Annotated in this window: 20 protein-coding genes and 5 tRNA genes; 19 read left to right on the top strand and 6 right to left on the bottom strand. The window is 71.0% G+C overall.

The features are described from left to right. The first annotated feature begins 265 nt into the window (after nt 1–265). The 9 genes from HEK131_RS23875 to HEK131_RS23835 all read left to right on the top strand — a co-directional run bounded on the left by HEK131_RS23875 (nt 266) and on the right by HEK131_RS23835 (nt 4,531). Nucleotides 266–460, top strand: a complete 195-nt coding sequence (locus HEK131_RS23875; protein ID WP_217464759.1) for a hypothetical protein — start codon at nt 266–268, stop codon at nt 458–460. Nucleotides 461–870: 410 nt separating this feature from the next. Further along, a complete protein-coding gene (locus HEK131_RS23870) occupies nt 871–1,656 on the top strand; it encodes a fumarylacetoacetate hydrolase family protein (RefSeq protein WP_217464760.1) in 786 nt (261 codons plus the stop codon). Continuing rightward, on the top strand, nt 1,649–3,133 hold the full coding sequence (gene gltX, locus HEK131_RS23865; RefSeq protein WP_244336965.1) for a glutamate--tRNA ligase: 1,485 nt from the start codon (nt 1,649–1,651) through the stop codon (nt 3,131–3,133). The genes HEK131_RS23870 and gltX overlap by 8 nt, the downstream gene beginning before the upstream one ends. Nucleotides 3,134–3,232: 99 nt before the next feature. After that, entirely contained in the window at nt 3,233–3,961 is a 729-nt protein-coding gene (locus HEK131_RS23860; RefSeq protein WP_217464762.1) for an HAD family hydrolase, read from the top strand. A gap of 91 nt (nt 3,962–4,052) precedes the next feature. Continuing rightward, nucleotides 4,053–4,124 (top strand) — tRNA-Gln (locus HEK131_RS23855). 39 nt (nt 4,125–4,163) lie between these two features. After that, a tRNA-Glu gene (locus HEK131_RS23850) sits at nt 4,164–4,236 on the top strand. A gap of 28 nt (nt 4,237–4,264) precedes the next feature. After that, nucleotides 4,265–4,337 (top strand) — tRNA-Glu (locus HEK131_RS23845). Nucleotides 4,338–4,358: 21 nt separating this feature from the next. After that, a tRNA-Gln gene (locus HEK131_RS23840) sits at nt 4,359–4,430 on the top strand. A gap of 28 nt (nt 4,431–4,458) precedes the next feature. Beyond that, nucleotides 4,459–4,531 (top strand) — tRNA-Glu (locus HEK131_RS23835). A 183-nt stretch (nt 4,532–4,714) separates the two neighbouring features. Here the strand turns inward: HEK131_RS23835 and ndgR are convergent. Then, the gene (gene ndgR, locus HEK131_RS23830) at nt 4,715–5,431 is read right to left on the bottom strand and encodes an IclR family transcriptional regulator NdgR (RefSeq protein WP_135784271.1); all 717 of its coding nucleotides are present in this window, start codon (nt 5,429–5,431) and stop codon (nt 4,715–4,717) included. 197 nt (nt 5,432–5,628) lie between these two features. On the opposite strand from ndgR, the gene leuC reads away from it, so the two are divergent. The 4 genes from leuC (at nt 5,629) to HEK131_RS23810 (ending at nt 8,905) form a co-directional block, all read left to right on the top strand. Then, nucleotides 5,629–7,056 carry a 3-isopropylmalate dehydratase large subunit gene (leuC, locus tag HEK131_RS23825; RefSeq protein WP_244336964.1) on the top strand — a complete coding sequence of 476 codons (1,428 nt, stop codon included), beginning with the start codon at nt 5,629–5,631 and terminating at the stop codon, nt 7,054–7,056. Nucleotides 7,057–7,058: 2 nt separating this feature from the next. After that, complete coding sequence (leuD, locus tag HEK131_RS23820) at nt 7,059–7,652, top strand: 3-isopropylmalate dehydratase small subunit (RefSeq protein ID WP_217464764.1); 594 nt, start codon at nt 7,059–7,061, stop codon at nt 7,650–7,652. A gap of 263 nt (nt 7,653–7,915) precedes the next feature. After that, nucleotides 7,916–8,146 carry a hypothetical protein gene (locus tag HEK131_RS23815; protein ID WP_217464765.1) on the top strand — a complete coding sequence of 77 codons (231 nt, stop codon included), beginning with the start codon at nt 7,916–7,918 and terminating at the stop codon, nt 8,144–8,146. Nucleotides 8,147–8,281: 135 nt separating this feature from the next. Then, complete coding sequence (locus tag HEK131_RS23810; protein ID WP_217464766.1) at nt 8,282–8,905, top strand: HU family DNA-binding protein; 624 nt, start codon at nt 8,282–8,284, stop codon at nt 8,903–8,905. A 107-nt stretch (nt 8,906–9,012) separates the two neighbouring features. Here HEK131_RS23810 and HEK131_RS23805 read toward each other — a convergent pair whose 3' ends face one another. Together HEK131_RS23805 and cofC are read right to left on the bottom strand one after the other, a co-directional pair. Further along, nucleotides 9,013–9,216 (bottom strand): hypothetical protein, encoded by a 204-nt coding sequence (locus HEK131_RS23805; protein ID WP_217464767.1) that lies wholly within the window; start codon nt 9,214–9,216, stop codon nt 9,013–9,015. A gap of 9 nt (nt 9,217–9,225) precedes the next feature. Further along, the gene (gene cofC / locus HEK131_RS23800; RefSeq protein ID WP_244336963.1) at nt 9,226–9,876 is read right to left on the bottom strand and encodes a 2-phospho-L-lactate guanylyltransferase; all 651 of its coding nucleotides are present in this window, start codon (nt 9,874–9,876) and stop codon (nt 9,226–9,228) included. A 222-nt stretch (nt 9,877–10,098) separates the two neighbouring features. On the opposite strand from cofC, the gene HEK131_RS23795 reads away from it, so the two are divergent. Genes HEK131_RS23795 through HEK131_RS23785 form a run of 3 tightly spaced genes read left to right on the top strand, consistent with a single transcriptional unit; the run spans nt 10,099 to nt 13,138 of the window. Then, a complete protein-coding gene (locus HEK131_RS23795) occupies nt 10,099–10,914 on the top strand; it encodes a lysophospholipid acyltransferase family protein (RefSeq protein ID WP_217464769.1) in 816 nt (271 codons plus the stop codon). Then, entirely contained in the window at nt 10,911–11,921 is a 1,011-nt protein-coding gene (locus HEK131_RS23790) for an NAD(P)H-dependent glycerol-3-phosphate dehydrogenase (RefSeq protein WP_217464770.1), read from the top strand. The genes HEK131_RS23795 and HEK131_RS23790 overlap by 4 nt, the downstream gene beginning before the upstream one ends. 59 nt (nt 11,922–11,980) lie before the next feature. Further along, complete coding sequence (locus tag HEK131_RS23785; RefSeq protein WP_244336962.1) at nt 11,981–13,138, top strand: D-alanine--D-alanine ligase family protein; 1,158 nt, start codon at nt 11,981–11,983, stop codon at nt 13,136–13,138. 10 nt (nt 13,139–13,148) lie between these two features. Here HEK131_RS23785 and HEK131_RS23780 read toward each other — a convergent pair whose 3' ends face one another. Then, the gene (locus HEK131_RS23780; RefSeq protein WP_217464772.1) at nt 13,149–13,667 is read right to left on the bottom strand and encodes a DUF3515 domain-containing protein; all 519 of its coding nucleotides are present in this window, start codon (nt 13,665–13,667) and stop codon (nt 13,149–13,151) included. A gap of 20 nt (nt 13,668–13,687) precedes the next feature. Continuing rightward, on the bottom strand, nt 13,688–13,921 hold the full coding sequence (locus HEK131_RS23775; protein ID WP_143635949.1) for an Lrp/AsnC family transcriptional regulator: 234 nt from the start codon (nt 13,919–13,921) through the stop codon (nt 13,688–13,690). A gap of 206 nt (nt 13,922–14,127) precedes the next feature. On the opposite strand from HEK131_RS23775, the gene HEK131_RS23770 reads away from it, so the two are divergent. Together HEK131_RS23770 and thiD are read left to right on the top strand one after the other, a co-directional pair. Continuing rightward, a complete protein-coding gene (locus tag HEK131_RS23770; RefSeq protein WP_161148968.1) occupies nt 14,128–15,090 on the top strand; it encodes a thiamine-phosphate kinase in 963 nt (320 codons plus the stop codon). Further along, nucleotides 15,087–15,890 carry a bifunctional hydroxymethylpyrimidine kinase/phosphomethylpyrimidine kinase gene (gene thiD / locus HEK131_RS23765; RefSeq protein WP_244336960.1) on the top strand — a complete coding sequence of 268 codons (804 nt, stop codon included), beginning with the start codon at nt 15,087–15,089 and terminating at the stop codon, nt 15,888–15,890. Before HEK131_RS23770 ends, thiD begins: the two co-directional genes overlap by 4 nt. 82 nt (nt 15,891–15,972) lie before the next feature. Here the strand turns inward: thiD and rpmB are convergent, their stop codons facing one another. Next, a complete protein-coding gene (gene rpmB / locus HEK131_RS23760; protein ID WP_004924906.1) occupies nt 15,973–16,158 on the bottom strand; it encodes a 50S ribosomal protein L28 in 186 nt (61 codons plus the stop codon). Between the two features lie 258 nt (nt 16,159–16,416). Here rpmB and HEK131_RS23755 point away from each other — a divergent pair, with 258 nt between their 5' ends. Continuing rightward, nucleotides 16,417–18,072 carry a DAK2 domain-containing protein gene (locus HEK131_RS23755; protein WP_244336957.1) on the top strand — a complete coding sequence of 552 codons (1,656 nt, stop codon included), beginning with the start codon at nt 16,417–16,419 and terminating at the stop codon, nt 18,070–18,072. The last annotated feature ends 1 nt before the right edge of the window (nt 18,073 follow it).

Below are 18,073 nucleotides of genomic sequence, written 5' to 3'. Positions count from 1 at the left end.
CGATCGCCTGTGCGGGCCGTTCGGGCGGTGTCCCAGTCGCCATGATCAGGAGCGGAATGATGGGTTCAGATCGCCAATGTCCGTTTCATCGCAAGGGGGTGGGGGTCTGAATTGACCGATTTACGCGTCAGGCAGTGAGCAAACTCACACGGTGATCATGGGTGGTTCACGTCTGTGACGGGGATTCGCATGTTTAGCCTGACGCTTTACAGGATGAGCGGCTCTGCCCATTCCCACCCCGACACGAGGCCACAGGACGACAACGGTGAAGACGACGATGATGTTCCAGACGACGGCGAACCCGCGACGCACGACGCTGGCACACCTCAAGGACGCCGGCGAACTCCAGATCGCCGAGCTGCCCGAGCACCCCGCCGACCTTCCCGACCGGACCGCCAACCCCCGGCGCACCATCCTGATGGAGCTCCCGGCCTCCGCCGTGGTCGAGGCCGGCGTCTGACCCCACCAGGCCCGCACGAGCGCGGCCCGGCGGACCGTCCACCCGTGACGGCCCGCCGGGCCGCGCTCGCTTTTTCCCCGTCCTCACCCGATATACGGCGGCGCGATATCCCGGTGTCCGCATATCCCTCCCCGCGCTCACTGTGCCGCCGGGCGGATTTACCCGGACCGGCCGACGGCAATACAGGTGAATACGCGGCCCCCGCCGCGTCGCCCGTCGCCCGGCCCGGCGGGCACCGGACGACGGCACCCGCGGCGGTCGCCCGGTGACCCCGGAAATCCGGAATTAATGCCGCCCGCTATCCCGCTCCGGATAACCGCCACCCGCACCACCGGCCGAACACGGGCCGCGCGGACCGGTTAACCTGGGACGTCAGTACGCCGGTTCTCAGTGAGAGGCGCCAGAATCCCGTGCGCATCGCCAGGTTCTCCATCGACGGGAACGTAGCCTTCGGCGCGGTCGAGGGCGACAAGCAGGACGAGCTCGTCCTCGACATCATCAAGGGCATCCCCTTCGCCGACCACGAGCTGTCCGGCACCAAGGTGCCCCTCAGCAAGGTCCGGCTGCTCCCGCCCGTGCTCCCCAACAAGGTCGTGGCCTTCGCCCGCAACTACGCCGAGCACGCCCGGGAACTGGACAGCGAGGTACCCGACGTCCCGTTCGCCTTCTTCAAGCCCTCCACCTCGGTGATCGGCCCCGGCGACGACATCCAGTACCCGTCCTTCACCGAGGACCTGCACTACGAGGCCGAGCTGGCCGTGGTCATCGGCCGCATGTGCCGCGAGGTCCCGCGCGAGCGCGTCAAGGACGTCATCTTCGGCTACACCTGCGCCAACGACGTCACCGCCCGCGACGTGCAGCGCAGGGAGAAGCAGTGGGCCCGCGCCAAGGGCTTCGACTCCTCCTGCCCGCTCGGTCCCTGGGTGGAGACGGACATCGACCTCGCCCGCGCGAACGACCTCACCGTCCAGCTCACCCTCAACGGCGAGCAGCGCCAGCTCGGGCGCACCAGCGAGATGATCCATCCCATCGAGGACCTGATCGTCAACATCTCCGAGGCCATGACGCTGCTCCCCGGCGACGTCATCCTCACCGGCACCCCCGCGGGTGTCGGCTCCATGAGCGTCGGCGACGAGGTCGCCGTCACCATCGAAGGCATCGGCACTCTCACCAACAAGGTTGTCAAGCGTGGCTAGCGCACCCGGCTCTCCCGTACGCGTCCGTTTCTGTCCCTCGCCCACCGGTAACCCCCACGTGGGCCTGGTGCGCACCGCCCTGTTCAACTGGGCGTTCGCCCGGCACAACGAGGGCACCCTGGTCTTCCGCATCGAGGACACCGACGCGGCCCGCGACTCCGAGGAGTCGTACGACCAGTTGCTGGACGCGATGCGCTGGCTCGGCTTCGACTGGGACGAGGGCCCCGAGATCGGCGGCCCGCACGCGCCGTACCGCCAGTCGCAGCGGATGGACATCTACAAGGACGTCGCCCAGAAGCTCCTGGACGCCGGCCACGCCTACCGCTGCTACTGCTCCCAGGACGAGCTGGACACCCGCCGGGAGGCCGCCCGCGCCGCCGGCAAGCCGTCCGGCTACGACGGCCACTGCCGCGACCTGAGCGAGGCGCAGACCGAGGAGTACAAGGCGCAGGGCCGCGAGCCGATCGTCCGCTTCCGGATGCCGGACGAGACGATCACCTTCGACGACCTGGTGCGCGGCGAGATCACGTACCTCCCCGAGAACGTCCCGGACTACGGCATCGTGCGCGCCAACGGCGCCCCGCTGTACACCCTGGTGAACCCGGTCGACGACGCGCTGATGGACATCACCCACGTCCTGCGCGGCGAGGACCTGCTCTCCTCCACCCCGCGCCAGATCGCCCTGTACAAGGCGCTGACGGAGCTGGGCATCGCCCAGCGGATCCCGGCCTTCGGCCACCTGCCGTACGTGATGGGCGAGGGCAACAAGAAGCTCTCCAAGCGCGACCCGGAGTCGTCCCTCAACCTCTACCGCGAGCGTGGCTTCCTGCCCGAGGGTCTGCTCAACTACCTCTCCCTGCTGGGCTGGTCGTTCTCGGCGGACCAGGACATCTTCTCGATCGAGGAGATGGTCGCGGCCTTCGAGATCTCGGACGTGAACCCCAACCCGGCGCGCTTCGACCTGAAGAAGTGCGAGGCGATCAACGCCGACCACATCCGCCTGCTCGACGTGAAGGACTTCACCGAGCGCTGCGCCCCCTGGCTGCAGGCCCCCTTCGCCCCCTGGGCGCCGGAGGACTTCGACGAGGCCAAGTGGCACGCGATCGCCCCGCACGCCCAGACCCGGCTCAAGGTGCTCTCCGAGATCACCGACAACGTCGACTTCCTGTTCCTGCCCGAGCCCGCCTTCGACGAGGCGAGCTGGGCCAAGGCCATGAAGGAAGGCTCGGACGCGCTCCTGCGCACCGCCCGCGAGAAGCTGGAGTCCGCCGACTGGACCTCGGCCGAATCCCTCAAGGAGGCCGTCCTGGCCGCCGGTGAGGCCCACGGCCTCAAGCTCGGCAAGGCCCAGGCCCCGGTCCGCGTGGCCGTCACCGGCCGTACGGTCGGCCTCCCCCTGTTCGAGTCCCTGGAGGTGCTCGGCAAGGAGGAGACCCTCGCCCGCATCGACGCGGCGCTCGCGAGGCTCGCGGCGTAACGAACGCCACACCGCCAGGGGCGGCATCCGGCCACCGGATGCCGCCCCTCGGCGTCTGTGCCCCCTGCCCGGGGGCCCGCTTCCCGTTACCGTCGGCTCATGAGCATCCGAGCCGTGGTCTGGGACGTGGACGACACCCTTTTCGACTACACCACCGCCGACCGTGAGGGCATGCGGGCGCACCTCCTGGCGGAGGGGCTGCTGGCGCGTTTCTCCACGCCGGAGCAGGCGCTCGCACTGTGGCGGTCGGCGACCGAGACGCACTGGGCGCGCCACGCGGCCGGCGAGGCCACCTTCCAGGGGCAGCGGCTGGACCGCGTGCGGGCTTTCCTGGGGGCGGAACTGAGCGACGCCGAGGCTGAGGAATGGTTTCTGCGGTACGTCGGGCACTACCAGGCCGCCTGGAGCGTCTTCCCGGACGTGGTGCCCGCCCTGGACGCCCTTCCCGGCCACCGGCACGCGGTGCTGTCGAACTCCAGCCTGACCGTGCAGGAGCACAAGCTGCGGACCCTGGGACTGCGGGACCGGTTCGAGAGCGTGCTGTGCGCCGTGGAGCTGGGCGTGTCCAAGCCGGACGCCGGCGCCTTCCTGGCCGCCTGCGAGGGGCTGGGGCTGCCCCCGCACGAGGTGGCGTACGTCGGTGACCACCCGGAGATCGACGGGCGGGGTGCGGCGGAGGCCGGGATGATGTCCGTGTGGATCGACCGGGGCGGCCCGCACGCCAGGGCGGCCGGGACGGCCCTGGCCCACCGGATCACCAGCCTCGCCGAACTCCCGGCGCTGGTCCGCTCGGATACCCGTTTTGGAGCCCCGTCCACCTTCGGGTAATGTTCTTCCTGCGCCGAGGGAAACGGGCCGAAAGGCCGGGACCCAGGCGCATCTGCTAGAACAAGATCCCCGACAGGGGCTTGCGTTCCAGTGGCCTATGGTGTAATTGGCAGCACGACTGATTCTGGTTCAGTTAGTCTTGGTTCGAGTCCAGGTAGGCCAGCTCGCAGAGCTCATCTGCACCGCGGATCACATCCGCAAAGCCCCCGTTGTGTAGCGGCCTAGCACGCTGCCCTCTCAAGGCAGTAGCGCCGGTTCGAATCCGGTCGGGGGTACTGGTTCCGATCACTCGGAATCGCTAGGGCCCCCGTTGTGTAGCGGCCTAGCACGCCGCCCTCTCAAGGCGGTAGCGCCGGTTCGAATCCGGTCGGGGGTACTGACTGGTCTAAACCATCATTGGTCTATGGTGTAATTGGCAGCACGACTGATTCTGGTTCAGTTAGTCTTGGTTCGAGTCCAGGTAGACCAGCTCGGACCTGCGGAAACGCAGTGTCCAGGCCCCCGTTGTGTAGCGGCCTAGCACGCCGCCCTCTCAAGGCGGTAGCGCCGGTTCGAATCCGGTCGGGGGTACAGGAAGAAGGCTCCTCGCGTAAGCGAGGGGCCTTCACTGTTTTCCGGGCTCCGCCACACCAAGACCCGCTCACCGCACCGCCGTTGAGGCACGTACACAGCAAGTCGGGCGGGAGCGGGCCGCGGCGTTGGGGCCCGCTCCCGCCCGGTGTGAGCGTGGAGCGAAGAGAGTCGTGGAGCGGCTCAGCCGGAGCGGCGCAGCGCCTCGGACAGCCGGCCCGCCGCGTCGATCACGGCCTGGGCGTGCATCCGGCCCGGGTGCCGGGTCAGCCGCTCGATCGGTCCGGAGACCGAGACGGCAGCCACCACGCGGTTGGACGGCCCGCGCACCGGCGCCGAGACCGAGGCCACGCCCGGCTCCCGCTCGCCGATCGACTGCGCCCAGCCCCGGCGGCGCACCCCGGACAGCGCCGTCGCCGTGAAGCGCGCCCCCTGAAGACCCCGGTGCAGCCGCTCGGGCTCCTCCCAGGCCATGAGGATCTGCGCCGAGGAACCCGCCTTCATCGTGAGCGTCGAGCCCACGGGCACCGTGTCCCGCAGTCCGGACAGCCGCTCGGCGGCCGCCACACAGATCCGCATGTCGCCCTGGCGCCGGTAGAGCTGCGCGCTCTCGCCCGTCACGTCCCGCAGATGTGTGAGCACCGGGCCGGCCGTCGCCAGTAGACGGTCCTCGCCGGCCGCCGCGGCCAGCTCCGACAGGCGCGGGCCCAGGATGAACCGGCCCTGCATGTCGCGCGCCACCAGCCGGTGGTGCTCCAGAGCCACGGCCAGCCGATGGGCCGTGGGTCGTGCCAGTCCGGTGGCCCCGACCAGACCCGCGAGGGTGGCCGGACCGGACTCCAGAGCGCTCAGGACAAGGGCCGCCTTGTCCAGAACGCCGACGCCGCTACTGTTGTCCATGCAACGATACTCCCGTCTCACTCTGTGAAACGCAAGTTCAATTTTCCCCGGAACGCGCCACTCTTGAAGCACACGGCGGCCCGCGCACGGCAGGCCCGGCGTCGGACGCCCGCTTGCCCCGGATCACAGGCGCGGGCGTCGCTTCCTCAAGATCTCTAGATGCGTCGGCGAGAGCGTGGCCGGCCGGAGGGAAAGCGATGGGTAGGACACTCGCGGAGAAGGTCTGGGACGACCATGTCGTCCGGCGCGCCGAGGGCGAGCCCGACCTCCTCTACATCGATCTGCACCTGCTGCACGAGGTGACCAGCCCGCAGGCCTTCGACGGCCTCCGCAAGGGCGGCCGCACGGTCCGCCGGCTCGACCTCACCATCGCCACCGAGGACCACAACACCCCGACCCTCGACATCGACAAGCCCATCGCCGACCCCGTCTCCCGCGCCCAGCTCGAGACGCTGCGGGCGAACTGCGCCGAGTTCGGGGTGCGGCTGCACCCGCTGGGCGACGTGGAGCAGGGCGTGGTCCACGTCGTGGGCCCGCAGCTCGGACTGACCCAGCCCGGCACCACCGTGGTCTGCGGCGACTCCCACACCTCCACGCACGGCGCGTTCGGCGCCCTCGCCTTCGGTATCGGCACCTCCCAGGTCGAGCACGTACTGGCCACCCAGACGCTGCCGCTGGCCCGCCCGAAGACCATGGCCATCACCGTCGAGGGCGAACTGCCCGAGGGCGTCACCGCCAAGGACCTGATCCTGGCGATCATCGCCCGTATCGGCACCGGCGGCGGCCAGGGCTACATCCTGGAGTACCGCGGCCCCGCCATCGAGAAGCTGTCGATGGAGGCGCGGATGACCATCTGCAACATGTCCATCGAGGCCGGCGCCCGCGCGGGCATGATCGCCCCCGACGAGACCACCTTCGCCTACCTTGAGGGCCGCCCGCACGCCCCCGAGGGCGCCGACTGGGACGCGGCGGTGGAGTACTGGAAGACCCTGCGCACCGACGACGACGCCGTCTTCGACGCCGAGGTCGTCATCGACGCCGCCGGACTCTCCCCGTTCGTCACCTGGGGCACCAACCCCGGCCAGGGTGCGCCGCTTTCGTCGCACGTCCCCGACCCGGCTTCGTACGAAGACGCATCGGAGCGGTACGCCGCCGAAAAGGCCCTGGAGTACATGGGGTTGGAGGCCGGGCAGCCGCTGCGGGACATCCGGGTCGACACCGTCTTCGTAGGCTCCTGCACCAACGGCCGCATCGAGGACCTGCGCTCCGTCGCCGAGATCCTGAAGAGCCGCAAAGTCGCCGACGGCGTACGGATGCTGGTCGTCCCCGGCTCCGCGCGGGTCGGTCTCCAGGCCGTCTCCGAGGGCCTGGACGTGGTCTTCAAGGAGGCCGGCGCCGAATGGCGGTACGCGGGCTGCTCGATGTGCCTGGGCATGAACCCCGACCAGCTCGCGCCGGGGGAGCGCTCCGCCTCCACCTCCAACCGCAACTTCGAGGGCAGGCAGGGCAAGGGCGGCCGCACCCACCTGGTGTCGCCGCAGGTCGCGGCCGCCACCGCCGTCCTCGGCCACCTCGGCTCGCCCGCCGACCTGTCCGACACCCACGTGCCCGCTGGAGTGCGATAACGATGGAAGCCTTCACCACCCACACCGGCCGGGCCGTGCCGCTGCGCCGCAGCAACGTCGACACCGACCAGATCATCCCCGCCCACTGGCTCAAGAAGGTCACCCGCGACGGCTTCGAGGACGGACTCTTCGAGGCGTGGCGCAAGGATGAGACCTTCGTCCTCAACCGGCCCGAGCGCCAGGGCGCCACGGTCCTGGTCGCCGGACCCGACTTCGGCACCGGCTCCTCCCGCGAGCACGCCGTCTGGGCCCTGCAGAACTACGGCTTCAAGGCCGTCATCTCCTCCCGCTTCGCCGACATCTTCCGGGGCAACTCGCTGAAGAACGGCCTGCTCACGGTGGTGCTGGAGCAGAAGGTCGTGGACGCGCTGTGGGAGCTGACCGAACAGGACCCCACCGCCGGGATCACCGTCGACCTGGAGCGCCGTGAAGTGCGCGCCGAGGGCATCACCGCCCCCTTCGAGCTGGACGAGAACTCCCGCTGGCGGCTGCTGAACGGCCTGGACGACATCTCCATCACGCTCCGCGACGAGGACGACATCGCCGCCTACGAGAGCGCGCGCCCGGCACACAAGCCCCGGACGCTGACGAGCTGAGCAACCGCTCGCACCCATAAGGTTTCGGCCACCTCGACGGCCGCCGCGTACCCCCGATCGCCACGATTGGGGGTACGCGCATGTCCGGACCCGGACGGCCCGGAGAGCGCCGCATTGGCGCCCCAACTCCCCTTTCCCGCAACGAAGTTGCAGGTCACAGAAGTCCGTGCCGGCAGTCCCGCCGAGGGCCCCGAAACGGCGCGCGGAGGCGGCAGTTGCCCCCTGCGCAGGCGACAACTCGCCCCAGATGGCACAATCTGTGCATGGAACACGACGGCCAACTCCAGCTCTATGCGGCAGTCGCGGACCAGCTCAAAGAAGCGCACGCAACCGTGCGCGCACTGCAAGTCCCGGAGGGCGTACGGATGGCGCTGACCCGGAAGCTGCTGGTCATTACGGCCGCGGCCAAACACGATCTCGCCGGTGCGGCAAGGCGTCTCGAACGATTCACGGCGGACCTCGAAGCGGGCCGGATGCCCGAAGAGGACGACTGAACAGTCCGAGCCACCGAAACCGATGCGGCACAAGGGTGAGAAGCCCGTTTCGTGTTTGATTTGCGGTATATATCTGCCTAACGTGCGAAAAAGCTTGAACACTTTCGTTCTGGCGATGTCTCCGAAGGGGAAGACGTGAACAAGGCGCAGCTCGTAGAAGCGATTGCCGACAAGATGGGCGGCCGCCAGCAGGCCGCCGATGCTGTCGACGCGGTCCTGGACGCCATCGTCCGCGCCGTCGTCGCGGGCGACCGGGTCTCGGTCACCGGCTTCGGGTCCTTCGAGAAGGTGGACCGCCCCGCCCGCTACGCCCGTAACCCCCAGACGGGCGAGCGGGTTCGGGTCAAGAAGACCTCGGTCCCGCGCTTCCGCGCCGGCCAGGGCTTCAAGGACCTGGTGAGCGGTTCGAAGAAGCTCCCCCGTGGTGGCGAGGTCTCCGTGAAGAAGGCGCCCAAGGGCAGCCTGACCGGCGGCGCTTCCGCGACGGTGAAGAAGGCCGCGGCCAAGAAGGCCACCAAGGCCGCCGCGAAGAAGACCACCGCCAAGAAGGCGGCTCCGGCGAAGAAGACCACGGCCGCCGCGAAGAAGACCACGGCGAAGAAGGCCCCCGCGAAGAAGACCACGGCCACCGCCAAGACCGCGGCCGCGAAGAAGACCACGGCGAAGAAGGCCCCCGCCAAGAAGGTCACCGCCAAGAAGGCGCCCGCCAAGAAGTCGACGGCACGCAAGACCACCGCCAAGAAGACCACCGCCCGCTAGAGGCACGGCCTTCGACGGCACCAGGTCCACAGGGCACACACGCGCCGGGCCGGACTCCTCCTGGGAGTCCGGCCCGCGGTGCGTCCGGGAAGCCGTTCAGGGCCCGCTCAGAAGGTCTGGAGGGTCACCAGCGTGATCCGGAGCCCCGCGCCCGAGCCCTCGGTCTCGATCCGCACCCGCTGACCGGCTCGCAGCAACCGCAGCCCGCCCGCGTCGAAGGCGGCCGCGTCGAAGGGCACCGGAGTGCCGTCGTCGAGCAGCACCTTCCCGCTGCGGGTCTCGGGGTCGTAGGTGTAAGCGGTGGCCTGCATGTCCGCAGCCTACTGCCCGGACGTGGGCACCGGGGCCGCCCACCGCGCGCTCGCCGCCGCCGTGTACGGACCCACGCCGAGCGCCAGCGCCGCCCGCAGATCGTCGCCCGTGTCCACGTCCTGCCGTACCGATTCCACGCTCCCCGGCATCAGTTCCGCGGCGCCCGAGGCGTGGTGCCTGGCCCGTGAGGCGCCGCCGAAGGCCGGGGCCAGTTCCCGGCCCGGAGCGGCGGCGAGCAAGGTCGTACCGAATGCCGCCGCGTCCGCGAGGAATGCGCGCGGGAATTCGGCGGCGCGGGAAAGAACTCTCGCCAGTTCCGCCGGGCGCAGCGCGGGCAGATCTGCGTTGAGCGCGGCGACGGCCGCCTCCGGGCGGCCCGCGCGTACCGCCGAGGCCCCGTGTGCGAGCGCGGCGTTCAGCCCGCCGCCCGGCTCGTCCGGCACGATCCGCGCGCCCAGCGCCATGAGCGCCCGCCCGGCCACCGGGTCGTCCGTGACGACCGCCACATCCGCGACCTCGGCGCACTCCAGCGCGGCGGCCACCGTGTCCTGCGCGAACGCCAGCACCAGCCCCGGCCGCGCCCCTTCCGCGACGGCGTCCGCGAGCCTGCTTTTCGCCCGTGCCAAGGGCTTCAGGGGGATGACCAAGCTCCACTGCACCGGCGTACCGTCCCTCTCTGCTCGCGCTCATTGTCACCCGCTCCCACCAGGCTTCCCGAGCCGCCCCGGGGTGTGGAGGAATGCTGTGAAGGCCAGTGCGGGGGCGGTCGCCGCAGACATGCGGGCGTACGGTGTTCTCGACAGACCGGCGGCCCGGAGTCACACTTGTGCGGCCCCCGGCCGAGGTGACGGCCCTCAGAGGCCATGGAGGAAGGTGTCCGCGTGTCCCGCCGCAGAATCGGCTTCTGGTACCGCTTCGCCGCGGTGATCTGCAAACCGCCGCTGGCGGTTCTGATCAAGCGGGACTGGCGAGGAATGGAGCACATTCCGGCCGACGGCGGATTTATCACCGCGGTGAACCACAATTCCCACGTGGACCCCTTCGCGTACGCGCACTATCAGTACAACACCGGGCGGGTTCCGCGATTCCTGGCGAAGAGCGGCCTTTTCAAGAAGGGATTCGTCGGCGCCGCGATGCGCGGTACCGGACAGATCCCCGTCTACCGCGAGAGCACCGACGCGCTGAGCGCTTTCCGCGCCGCGATCGAGGCGGTGGAGCGCGGTGAGTGCGTCGCCTTCTACCCCGAGGGCACCCTGACCCGCGACCCCGACGGCTGGCCCATGACCGCCAAGACCGGCGCCGCCCGCGTGGCCCTGCAGACCAGGTGCCCGGTCGTCCCGGTCGCCCAGTGGGGCTGCAACGAACTCCTGCCGCCCTACGCGAAGAAGCCCCACCTCTTCCCGCGCAAGACCCACCACGTCCTCGCCGGGCCGCCGGTGGACCTCTCCCGGTTCTACGACCGGGAGATGACCGCCGAAGTCCTCAGGGAGGCCACCGAGGTCATCATGGCGGCCGTCACCCGCCAGCTCGAGGAGATCCGCGGCGAGAAGGCGCCGGCCGTGCCCTACGATCCGCGCCGTGAGCGGATCGAGCAGCGCCGCCGCACCCGCGCCCAGTCCGGCCACGGCCAGGACACGGTGCCCGCGCCCGCCGCCGAGGTCACGCCCACCGCCACCGAAGGGGGAAGCGGCAAGTGAGCACGCCTGTCCGGGTCGCCGTCATGGGCACCGGCTCCTGGGGCACCGCGTTCGCCGTGGTCCTCGCCGACGCGGGCTGCGAGGTCACCCTGTGGGCCCGCCGCACCGAAGTCGCCGACGCGGTCAACTCCACGCGGACCAACCCCGGCTACCTGCCCGGCGTCGAGCTCCCGGCCGGGGTGCGCGCCACCTCGGACGCCGCCGAGGCGCTGCGGGACGCCGACTTCACCGTGCTGGCGATCCCCTCCCAGACGCTGCGCGAGAACCTCGCCGAATGGTCCCCGCTGCTCGCCCCGCACACCGTGCTCGTCTCCCTGATGAAGGGCGTCGAACTCGGCTCCGCCATGCGGATGAGCGAGGTCATCGAGGACGTCGCCAAGGTCGGCCCCGACCGGATCGCCGTGGTCACCGGACCCAACCTGGCCCGTGAGATCGCCGCCCGCATGCCCGCCGCGGCCGTGGTCGCCTGCACCGACGAGGCGGTCGCGCAGCGGCTCCAGGCCGCCTGCCACACCCCGTACTTCCGGCCGTACACCAACACCGACGTGATCGGCTGCGAACTCGGCGGCGCGGTCAAGAACGTGATCGGTCTCGCCGTCGGCATCGCGGACGGCATGGGCCTGGGCGACAACGCCAAGGGCTCGCTCATCACGCGCGGCCTCGCCGAGACCACCCGGCTCGGCATGGCGCTGGGCGCCGACCCGCTGACCTTCTCCGGTCTCGCCGGACTCGGGGACCTGGTGGCGACCTGCTCCTCGCCGCTGTCCCGCAACCACACCTTCGGCACCAACCTCGGCAAGGGCATGACGCTCCAGGAGACCATCGCGGTCACCCGGCAGACCGCCGAGGGCGTCAAGTCCAGCGAGTCCGTGCTGGATCTGGCCCGCAGGCACGGCGTCGACATGCCGATCACCGAGACGGTCGTCGGCATCGTCCACGACGCCAAGCCCCCGGTGGTCGCGCTCAAGGAGCTGATGTCGCGCAGCGCGAAGCCCGAGCGACGCTGAGCGAAAGCGCCGGGTCGACGCTGTCTCGGGGCCCTACCAACGGGTACTCTCAACGCGATATGAGCACCGAGAACCTCCCCCAGAGCCCTGAGCAGCAGCCCCGCAAGCCGCGTGTGGCGGTCGTGTTCGGCGGCCGCAGCTCCGAACACGGGATCTCCACGGTCACCGCGGGTGCCGTCCTGGGCGCCATCGACCGGACCAAGTACGACGTCCTGCCGATCGGTATCACCCGTGACGGCCGCTGGGTGCTGACGGCCGACGAGCCGCAGCGGATGGCCATCACGGACCGCCGCACCCCGGAGGTCCTGGACGTGGCGGAGTCCACCGAGGGCGGAGTGGTGCTCCCCGTCGACCCCGCCAACCGCGAGGTCGTCTACAGCGAGCCCGGCGCCGTGCCCAAGGCGCTCGGCGAGGTCGACGTGGTCTTCCCGGTGCTGCACGGCCCCTTCGGCGAGGACGGCACCCTCCAGGGGCTGCTGGAACTCTCCGGTGTGCCCTACGTCGGCTCGGGTGTGCTCGCCTCGGCCGTCGGCCAGGACAAGGACTACATGAAGCGGGTGTTCACCTCCTTCGGGCTCAAGGTCGGCCCGTACGTGGTGATCCGGCCCCGTGAGTGGCAGCAGGACCAGTCCGCCGCCCGCAAGAAGATCGTGGACTTCGCCGGTGAGCACGGCTGGCCGCTGTTCGTGAAGCCCGCCCGCGCCGGCTCCTCCATCGGCATCACCAAGGTCGACGACCTGGCCGGGCTGGACGAGGCCATCGCCGAGGCCCAGAGCCACGACCCGAAGATCATCGTGGAGGCCGCGCTGTCCGGCCGCGAGATCGAGTGCGGCGTCCTGGAGTTCGAGGACGGCCCGCGCGCCTCCGTCCCGGCCGAGATCCCGCCGCCCAGCGCGCACGCGTACTACGACTTCGACGCCAAGTACATCGACTCCAACCCCGGTGTCGTCCCGGCCCCGCTCACCGACGAGCAGACCGCCGAGATCCAGCGGCTCGCGGTCGAGGCGTTCGAGGCGGCGTCCTGCGAGGGCCTGGTTCGCGCGGACTTCTTCCTCACCGACGACGGCGAGTTCGTCATCAACGAGATCAACACCCTGCCCGGCTTCACGCCGATCTCGATGTACCCCAAGATGTGGGAGGCGTCCGGCATCGGCTACGCGGAACTGGTGGACCGCCTGGTCCAGGCGGCGCTGCGCCGTTCGACCGGCCTGCGCTAGTTCCCCGGCATCACCGCATGGAGGCGATCCCCTCGGGGATCGCCTTCTTCACGGCCGGGGCCAGGCCGACCAGCACCGCCGTCGAGTCGTCCGGGCCGGACAGTTCCTTCGGCAGCGTCACCTGTACGTAGGCGCGGCGGCCCGACGTGGTGAAGCGCAGTGATCCGTCGTCCCGCTTCTCCATCAGCCAGTCCACGCCGTCGACCCCGCCGGCGAGCGCGTCGGGGTCATGGCCCTGGGCGACGTCCGGGGAGATCATCTTCGGCGGCCGGACCACCCCGCAGCGCAGTATGATCGCCGGGCCCGACCAGCCCGCCGTGTAGGCGGAAGCGGGCCGGGGGTCGTCGCGGTGCCGGCCGTCCACCTTCCCGGGCAGCGCCTCGTCCAGACGCCGGCACAGGGGGGCGGTCCGCGCGTCGGGGCTGGGAGCCGCGACCGCGGTGCCGTCGTCCGCCGTGGAACAGCCCGCGACCGCGATCAGCAGCGCGGGCGCGAGCAGGCCGAGGGGCCGGTGACGGAAGAAGTTCACCGGCCAAGGGTAGACGGGGGCTACAGATGCACGACCGGGCAGGTCAGGGTGCGTGTGATGCCGTCCACTTGCTGGACCTTGGCGACCACCATGCGACCCAGTTCGTCGACGGTGTCGGACTGGGCGCGGACGATGACGTCATAGGGTCCCGTCACGTCCTCGGCCTGGATCACACCAGGGATCTTGCCGATCGTCTCGGCGACGGTCGACGCCTTGCCGACCTCGGTCTGGATCAGGATGTACGCCTGTACCACGGAACCTCCAGGGCGGCCACGAGGATCATGTGGGAAAGAGGAACGCCACGGTATCGCGTCGCCGCTCTTCGGGGGGAGACCCTTGGGAGACGGGGCACGCGCGCCGGGGTGCGGGCACGACGGAAGTTGACGGTCACCTCGACCGTATCGGGGACACTGATGACGCGCGACCGGGCACGGGACAGGTACAGAAGGGGCTTGAGGCCATGAAGGGCACAGTGGGTGAGCTTGGTGAGTTCGGGCTCATCCGGGAGCTGACCTCCCGTCTCACCACCACCCCGGCGGTCCGGGTCGGCCCCGGTGACGACGCCGCCGTGGTCGCCGCCCCGGACCGCCGGGTGGTGGCGAGCACCGACATCCTGCTGGAGGGCCGGCACTTCCGCCGCGACTGGTCCACGGCGTACGACGTGGGCCGCAAGGCGGCGGCCCAGAACCTCGCCGACATCGCCGCGATGGGCGCCGTGCCCACCGCGCTGCTGCTCGGCCTGGTCGTCCCGGCCGAACTCGCGGTGACCTGGCCGACCGAGATGATGGACGGCCTGCGCGACGAGTGCCAGGTCGCGGGCGCCGCCGTGGTCGGCGGGGACGTCGTGCGCGGCGACACGATCATGGTGTCGATCACCGCGCTCGGCGATCTGCGCAACCAGGAACCGGTGACCCGCGCGGGCGCCCAGCCCGGCGACCTGGTGGCCGTCACGGGCTGGCTGGGCTGGTCCGCGGCCGGGTACGCGGTGCTCTCGCGGGGCTTCCGTTCGCCGCGCGCCTTCGTGGAGGCCCACCGCCGCCCCGAGCCGCCGTACCACGCGGGCCCTGCGGCAGCCGCGCTCGGCGCGACCGCCATGTGCGACGTGAGCGACGGACTGATCGCCGACCTCGGGCACATCGCGGAGGCCAGCAAGGTCCGGATCGACATCCGCTCCGGCGCGATCGACATCCCCACCCAGATGAACGACATCGGCCAGGCGGTCGGGGTGGACCCGATCCAGTGGGTGCTCACCGGGGGAGAGGACCACGCGATCGTGGCCACCTTCCCGCCCGACACCAAGCTCCCGGCCCGCTGGAAGGTCATCGGCGAGGTGCTCAACCCCTCGGCGCTGCCCCAGGTCACCGTGGACGGGGCGCCCTGGACGAACACGGGTGGCTGGGACCACTTCGGGGACCCCGAGTGAGGCCCGCCGGGCAGGCGCCGCCGCGCGTCCTCACGGTGGCCGGCTCGGACTCCGGTGGCGGAGCGGGCATCCAGGCGGACCTGAAGACAATGCTGGCGCTCGGCGTGCACGGGATGAGCGTGATCACGGCCGTGACCGCGCAGAACTCCCTGGGCGTGCAGGGGGCCTGGGAACTGCCGGTGGAGGCCGTGCGGGCGCAGTACCGCAGCGTGGTGGACGACATCGGCGTACAGGCCGTGAAGACCGGCATGCTGGCCTCGGCGGAACTGGTCGAGGCGGTCGCGGAGTTGATCTCCGGCACGGACGCGCCCGTCGTGGTGGACCCGGTGGGCGTCTCCAAGCACGGTGACCCGCTGCTGGCCGCCTCCGCCCTGGACTCGGTGCGCACCCGGCTGCTCCCGGTGGCGACGGTGGCCACCCCGAACCTGGACGAAGTGGCCCAACTCACAGGAGTCCGGGTCACTTCGGAGGCGGATCTGCGCCCGGCGGCCGAAGCCGTACTGACGTACGGGCCCGAGTGGGTGCTCATCAAGGGCGGGCATCTCACGGGGGAGGCGGTGGATCTGCTCACCGACGGCACTGAGGAGTTCCGGCTGCGCGCCCCGCGCCACGACAACCGGCACACGCACGGCACGGGCTGCACCCTCGCCTCCGCGATCGCGTCAGGGCTGGCGAAGGGGCTGGCCGTGCCGGAGGCGGTCGCGGCGGCCAAGGAGTACGTCACCGGGGCGATCGCCCACGGGTTCGCGCTCGGCGGCGGTATCGGGCCCGTGGACCATGCATGGCGCCTGGGACGGTGAACGGGCAACGCAATGAGCCGGCCCACACGAGGTGGACCGGCTCATTGCAGCAACCGACTATGGCCGCGCGCTTAGCTGTGCGTCAGCGCGAGACCTTGCCGGCCTTGATGCACGAGGTGCAAGCGTTCACGCGCTTCGGCGTCCCGCCGACCACGGTACGGACGCGCTGGATGTTCGGGTTCCAGCGACGGGGCGTACGGCGGTGCGAGTGCGAGATGTTGTTGCCGAAGCCCGGCCCCTTGCCGCAGACGTCGCAGTTGGCAGCCACGGGTCACTCCAAAGACTTCAGATGCTCTTACGGTTGATCCCGGCATGCCGGGATCGAGATCAGGTAAACCTGAGATCTTGAGTGGCGGTGCCAGGGGGAATGGCCCGATCGGGATCGGGCAACCGGAGCAGCATACAACGACTGCTTCCGTACAACGAAACTACCATGGTGGCCAGGCACCTCGTGCCCGGCCCTCCTGCGGTGGACGCCGTCCCACGGTCTACGCTGCGTCCCACGTCCAGCCACAGGGAGGCGCAGGTGGCGCAGGTGCCGCAGACATTCCTCGATGCTCTCGCGGTGCGCACCTGGTGCGGTCTGGCGCTGCGGGCGCTGGGGCGCGTGCGCGAGGAGATCGACGCGATCAACGTCTATCCCGTCGCCGACGGGGACACCGGCACCAACCTCTACCTGACCGCGGAATCGGCCGCCACGGCCGTCGAGGCGGTGTTCGCCGGATACGAGCAGGGCGCCGACGGTCCCTCCCTCGCGGACGCCCTGCGCGCGATGGCCCACGGCGCGCTCATCGGCGCCCGCGGGAACTCCGGCACGATCCTCGCCCAGTTGCTGCGCGGCATGGCCCAGGTGCTCGCCGCCCCCGAGGCGGGTGACGCCCCTCACACCGACGGCACCGGCCTGCGCCTGGCCCTGCGCCGGGCCGCCGACGCCGCCCGCGAGGCCGTCGCCCACCCGGTCGAGGGCACCGTCCTGACCGTCGCCTCGGCCGCCGCCGACGCCGCCGACGGGGCCGAGGGCGACTGCGGGAGGGTCGCGCTGGCCGCCTACGAGGGCGCCCGGGCCGCCCTGGCGGCCACCCCCGGCCAACTGGCCGTGCTCGGCCGCGCCGGGGTCGTGGACGCGGGCGGACGCGGCCTGGTCACGGTGCTGGCGGCCCTGGTGGAGGCACTCACGGGAGAGGCGGTGCCGGAGGAGCCCCACACCGCGCCCGCCGAGCCCGTCGCCTGCCCGGACGCTCCGGAGCACACCGGAGAGGGCGGGCCCGCCTACGAGGTGATCTACCTCCTCGAGGCCGACGACGCGGCCGTGGCCCGGCTCCGCGAACGGCTCGACCCCCTGGGCGACTCCCTGGTCGTGGTCGGCGGCGACGGGCTGTGGAACGTCCATGTGCACGTCGACGACGCCGGTGCCGCCGTGGAGGCGGGCATCGAGGCCGGGCGGCCGTACCGGATCAGGATCACCCACTTCGCCGCCGGTGACGTCCACACGGGCGGGCAGCGGCCGCCGCGCGAACGGGCGCAGCGGGCCGTGGTCGCCGTGGTGCCCGGCGAGGGACTGGCCGGGCTGTATGCCGACGCCGGCGCCACCACCGTCCTCGCCCGCCCCGGCGAACCGCCCGCCAGCGGGGAGCTGGCCCAGGCCCTCAGGCGCGCCCACGCGCGCGAGGTCGTCCTGCTGCCCAACGACGCCGAACTGCGCCACACCGCCGCCGCGGCCGCCGAGCAGGCCCGCGCCGAGGGCGTCCGGGTCGCGCTCATCCCGACCCGCTCGGCGGTCCAGGGCATCGCCGCGCTCGCCGTGCACGAGCCGGAGCGACGGTTCGACGAGGACGTGGTCCAGATGACCTCCGCCGCGGGCGCCACCCGCTACGCCGAGGTCCTCGTCGCCGAACGCCAGTCGTGGACGACCGCCGGCATCTGCCAGGCCGGGGACGTGCTGGGGCTGATCGACGGCGATGTGGCCGTGATCGGCCGGAACCTCACCGGCACCGCCGAGACCGTGCTCGACCGCATGCTCCAGGCGGGCGGCGAGCTGGTCACCCTCGTCGTCGGCGACGAGGCCCCCGAGACGGTCGCCGACCGCCTCGAAGCCCGCGTCCGCGAGTCCTACCTCGCCGTCGACACCGTGGTCTACCGGGGCGGCCGCCAGGGATCGCTGCTGCTCATCGGCGTGGAGTGAG

Origin of the sequence: Streptomyces seoulensis (assembly GCF_022846655.1) — a bacterium.
Classification (GTDB): Bacteria; Actinomycetota; Actinomycetes; order Streptomycetales; family Streptomycetaceae; genus Streptomyces.
This window is presented reverse-complemented; position numbering and strand designations above follow the sequence as displayed.

Excerpts from the sequence above, each read along its gene's own strand:
- HEK131_RS23860 (WP_217464762.1), top strand. The coding sequence starts at position 3,233 with ATGAGCATCCGAGCCGTGGTCTGGGACGTGGACGACACCCTTTTCGAC.
- ndgR (WP_135784271.1), bottom strand. The coding sequence starts at position 5,431 with ATGGACAACAGTAGCGGCGTCGGCGTTCTGGACAAGGCGGCCCTTGTC.
- leuC (WP_244336964.1), top strand. The coding sequence starts at position 5,629 with ATGGGTAGGACACTCGCGGAGAAGGTCTGGGACGACCATGTCGTCCGG.
- leuD (WP_217464764.1), top strand. The coding sequence starts at position 7,059 with ATGGAAGCCTTCACCACCCACACCGGCCGGGCCGTGCCGCTGCGCCGC.
- HEK131_RS23815 (WP_217464765.1), top strand. The coding sequence starts at position 7,916 with ATGGAACACGACGGCCAACTCCAGCTCTATGCGGCAGTCGCGGACCAG.
- HEK131_RS23805 (WP_217464767.1), bottom strand. The coding sequence starts at position 9,216 with ATGCAGGCCACCGCTTACACCTACGACCCCGAGACCCGCAGCGGGAAG.
- HEK131_RS23785 (WP_244336962.1), top strand. The coding sequence starts at position 11,981 with ATGAGCACCGAGAACCTCCCCCAGAGCCCTGAGCAGCAGCCCCGCAAG.
- HEK131_RS23770 (WP_161148968.1), top strand. The coding sequence starts at position 14,128 with ATGAAGGGCACAGTGGGTGAGCTTGGTGAGTTCGGGCTCATCCGGGAG.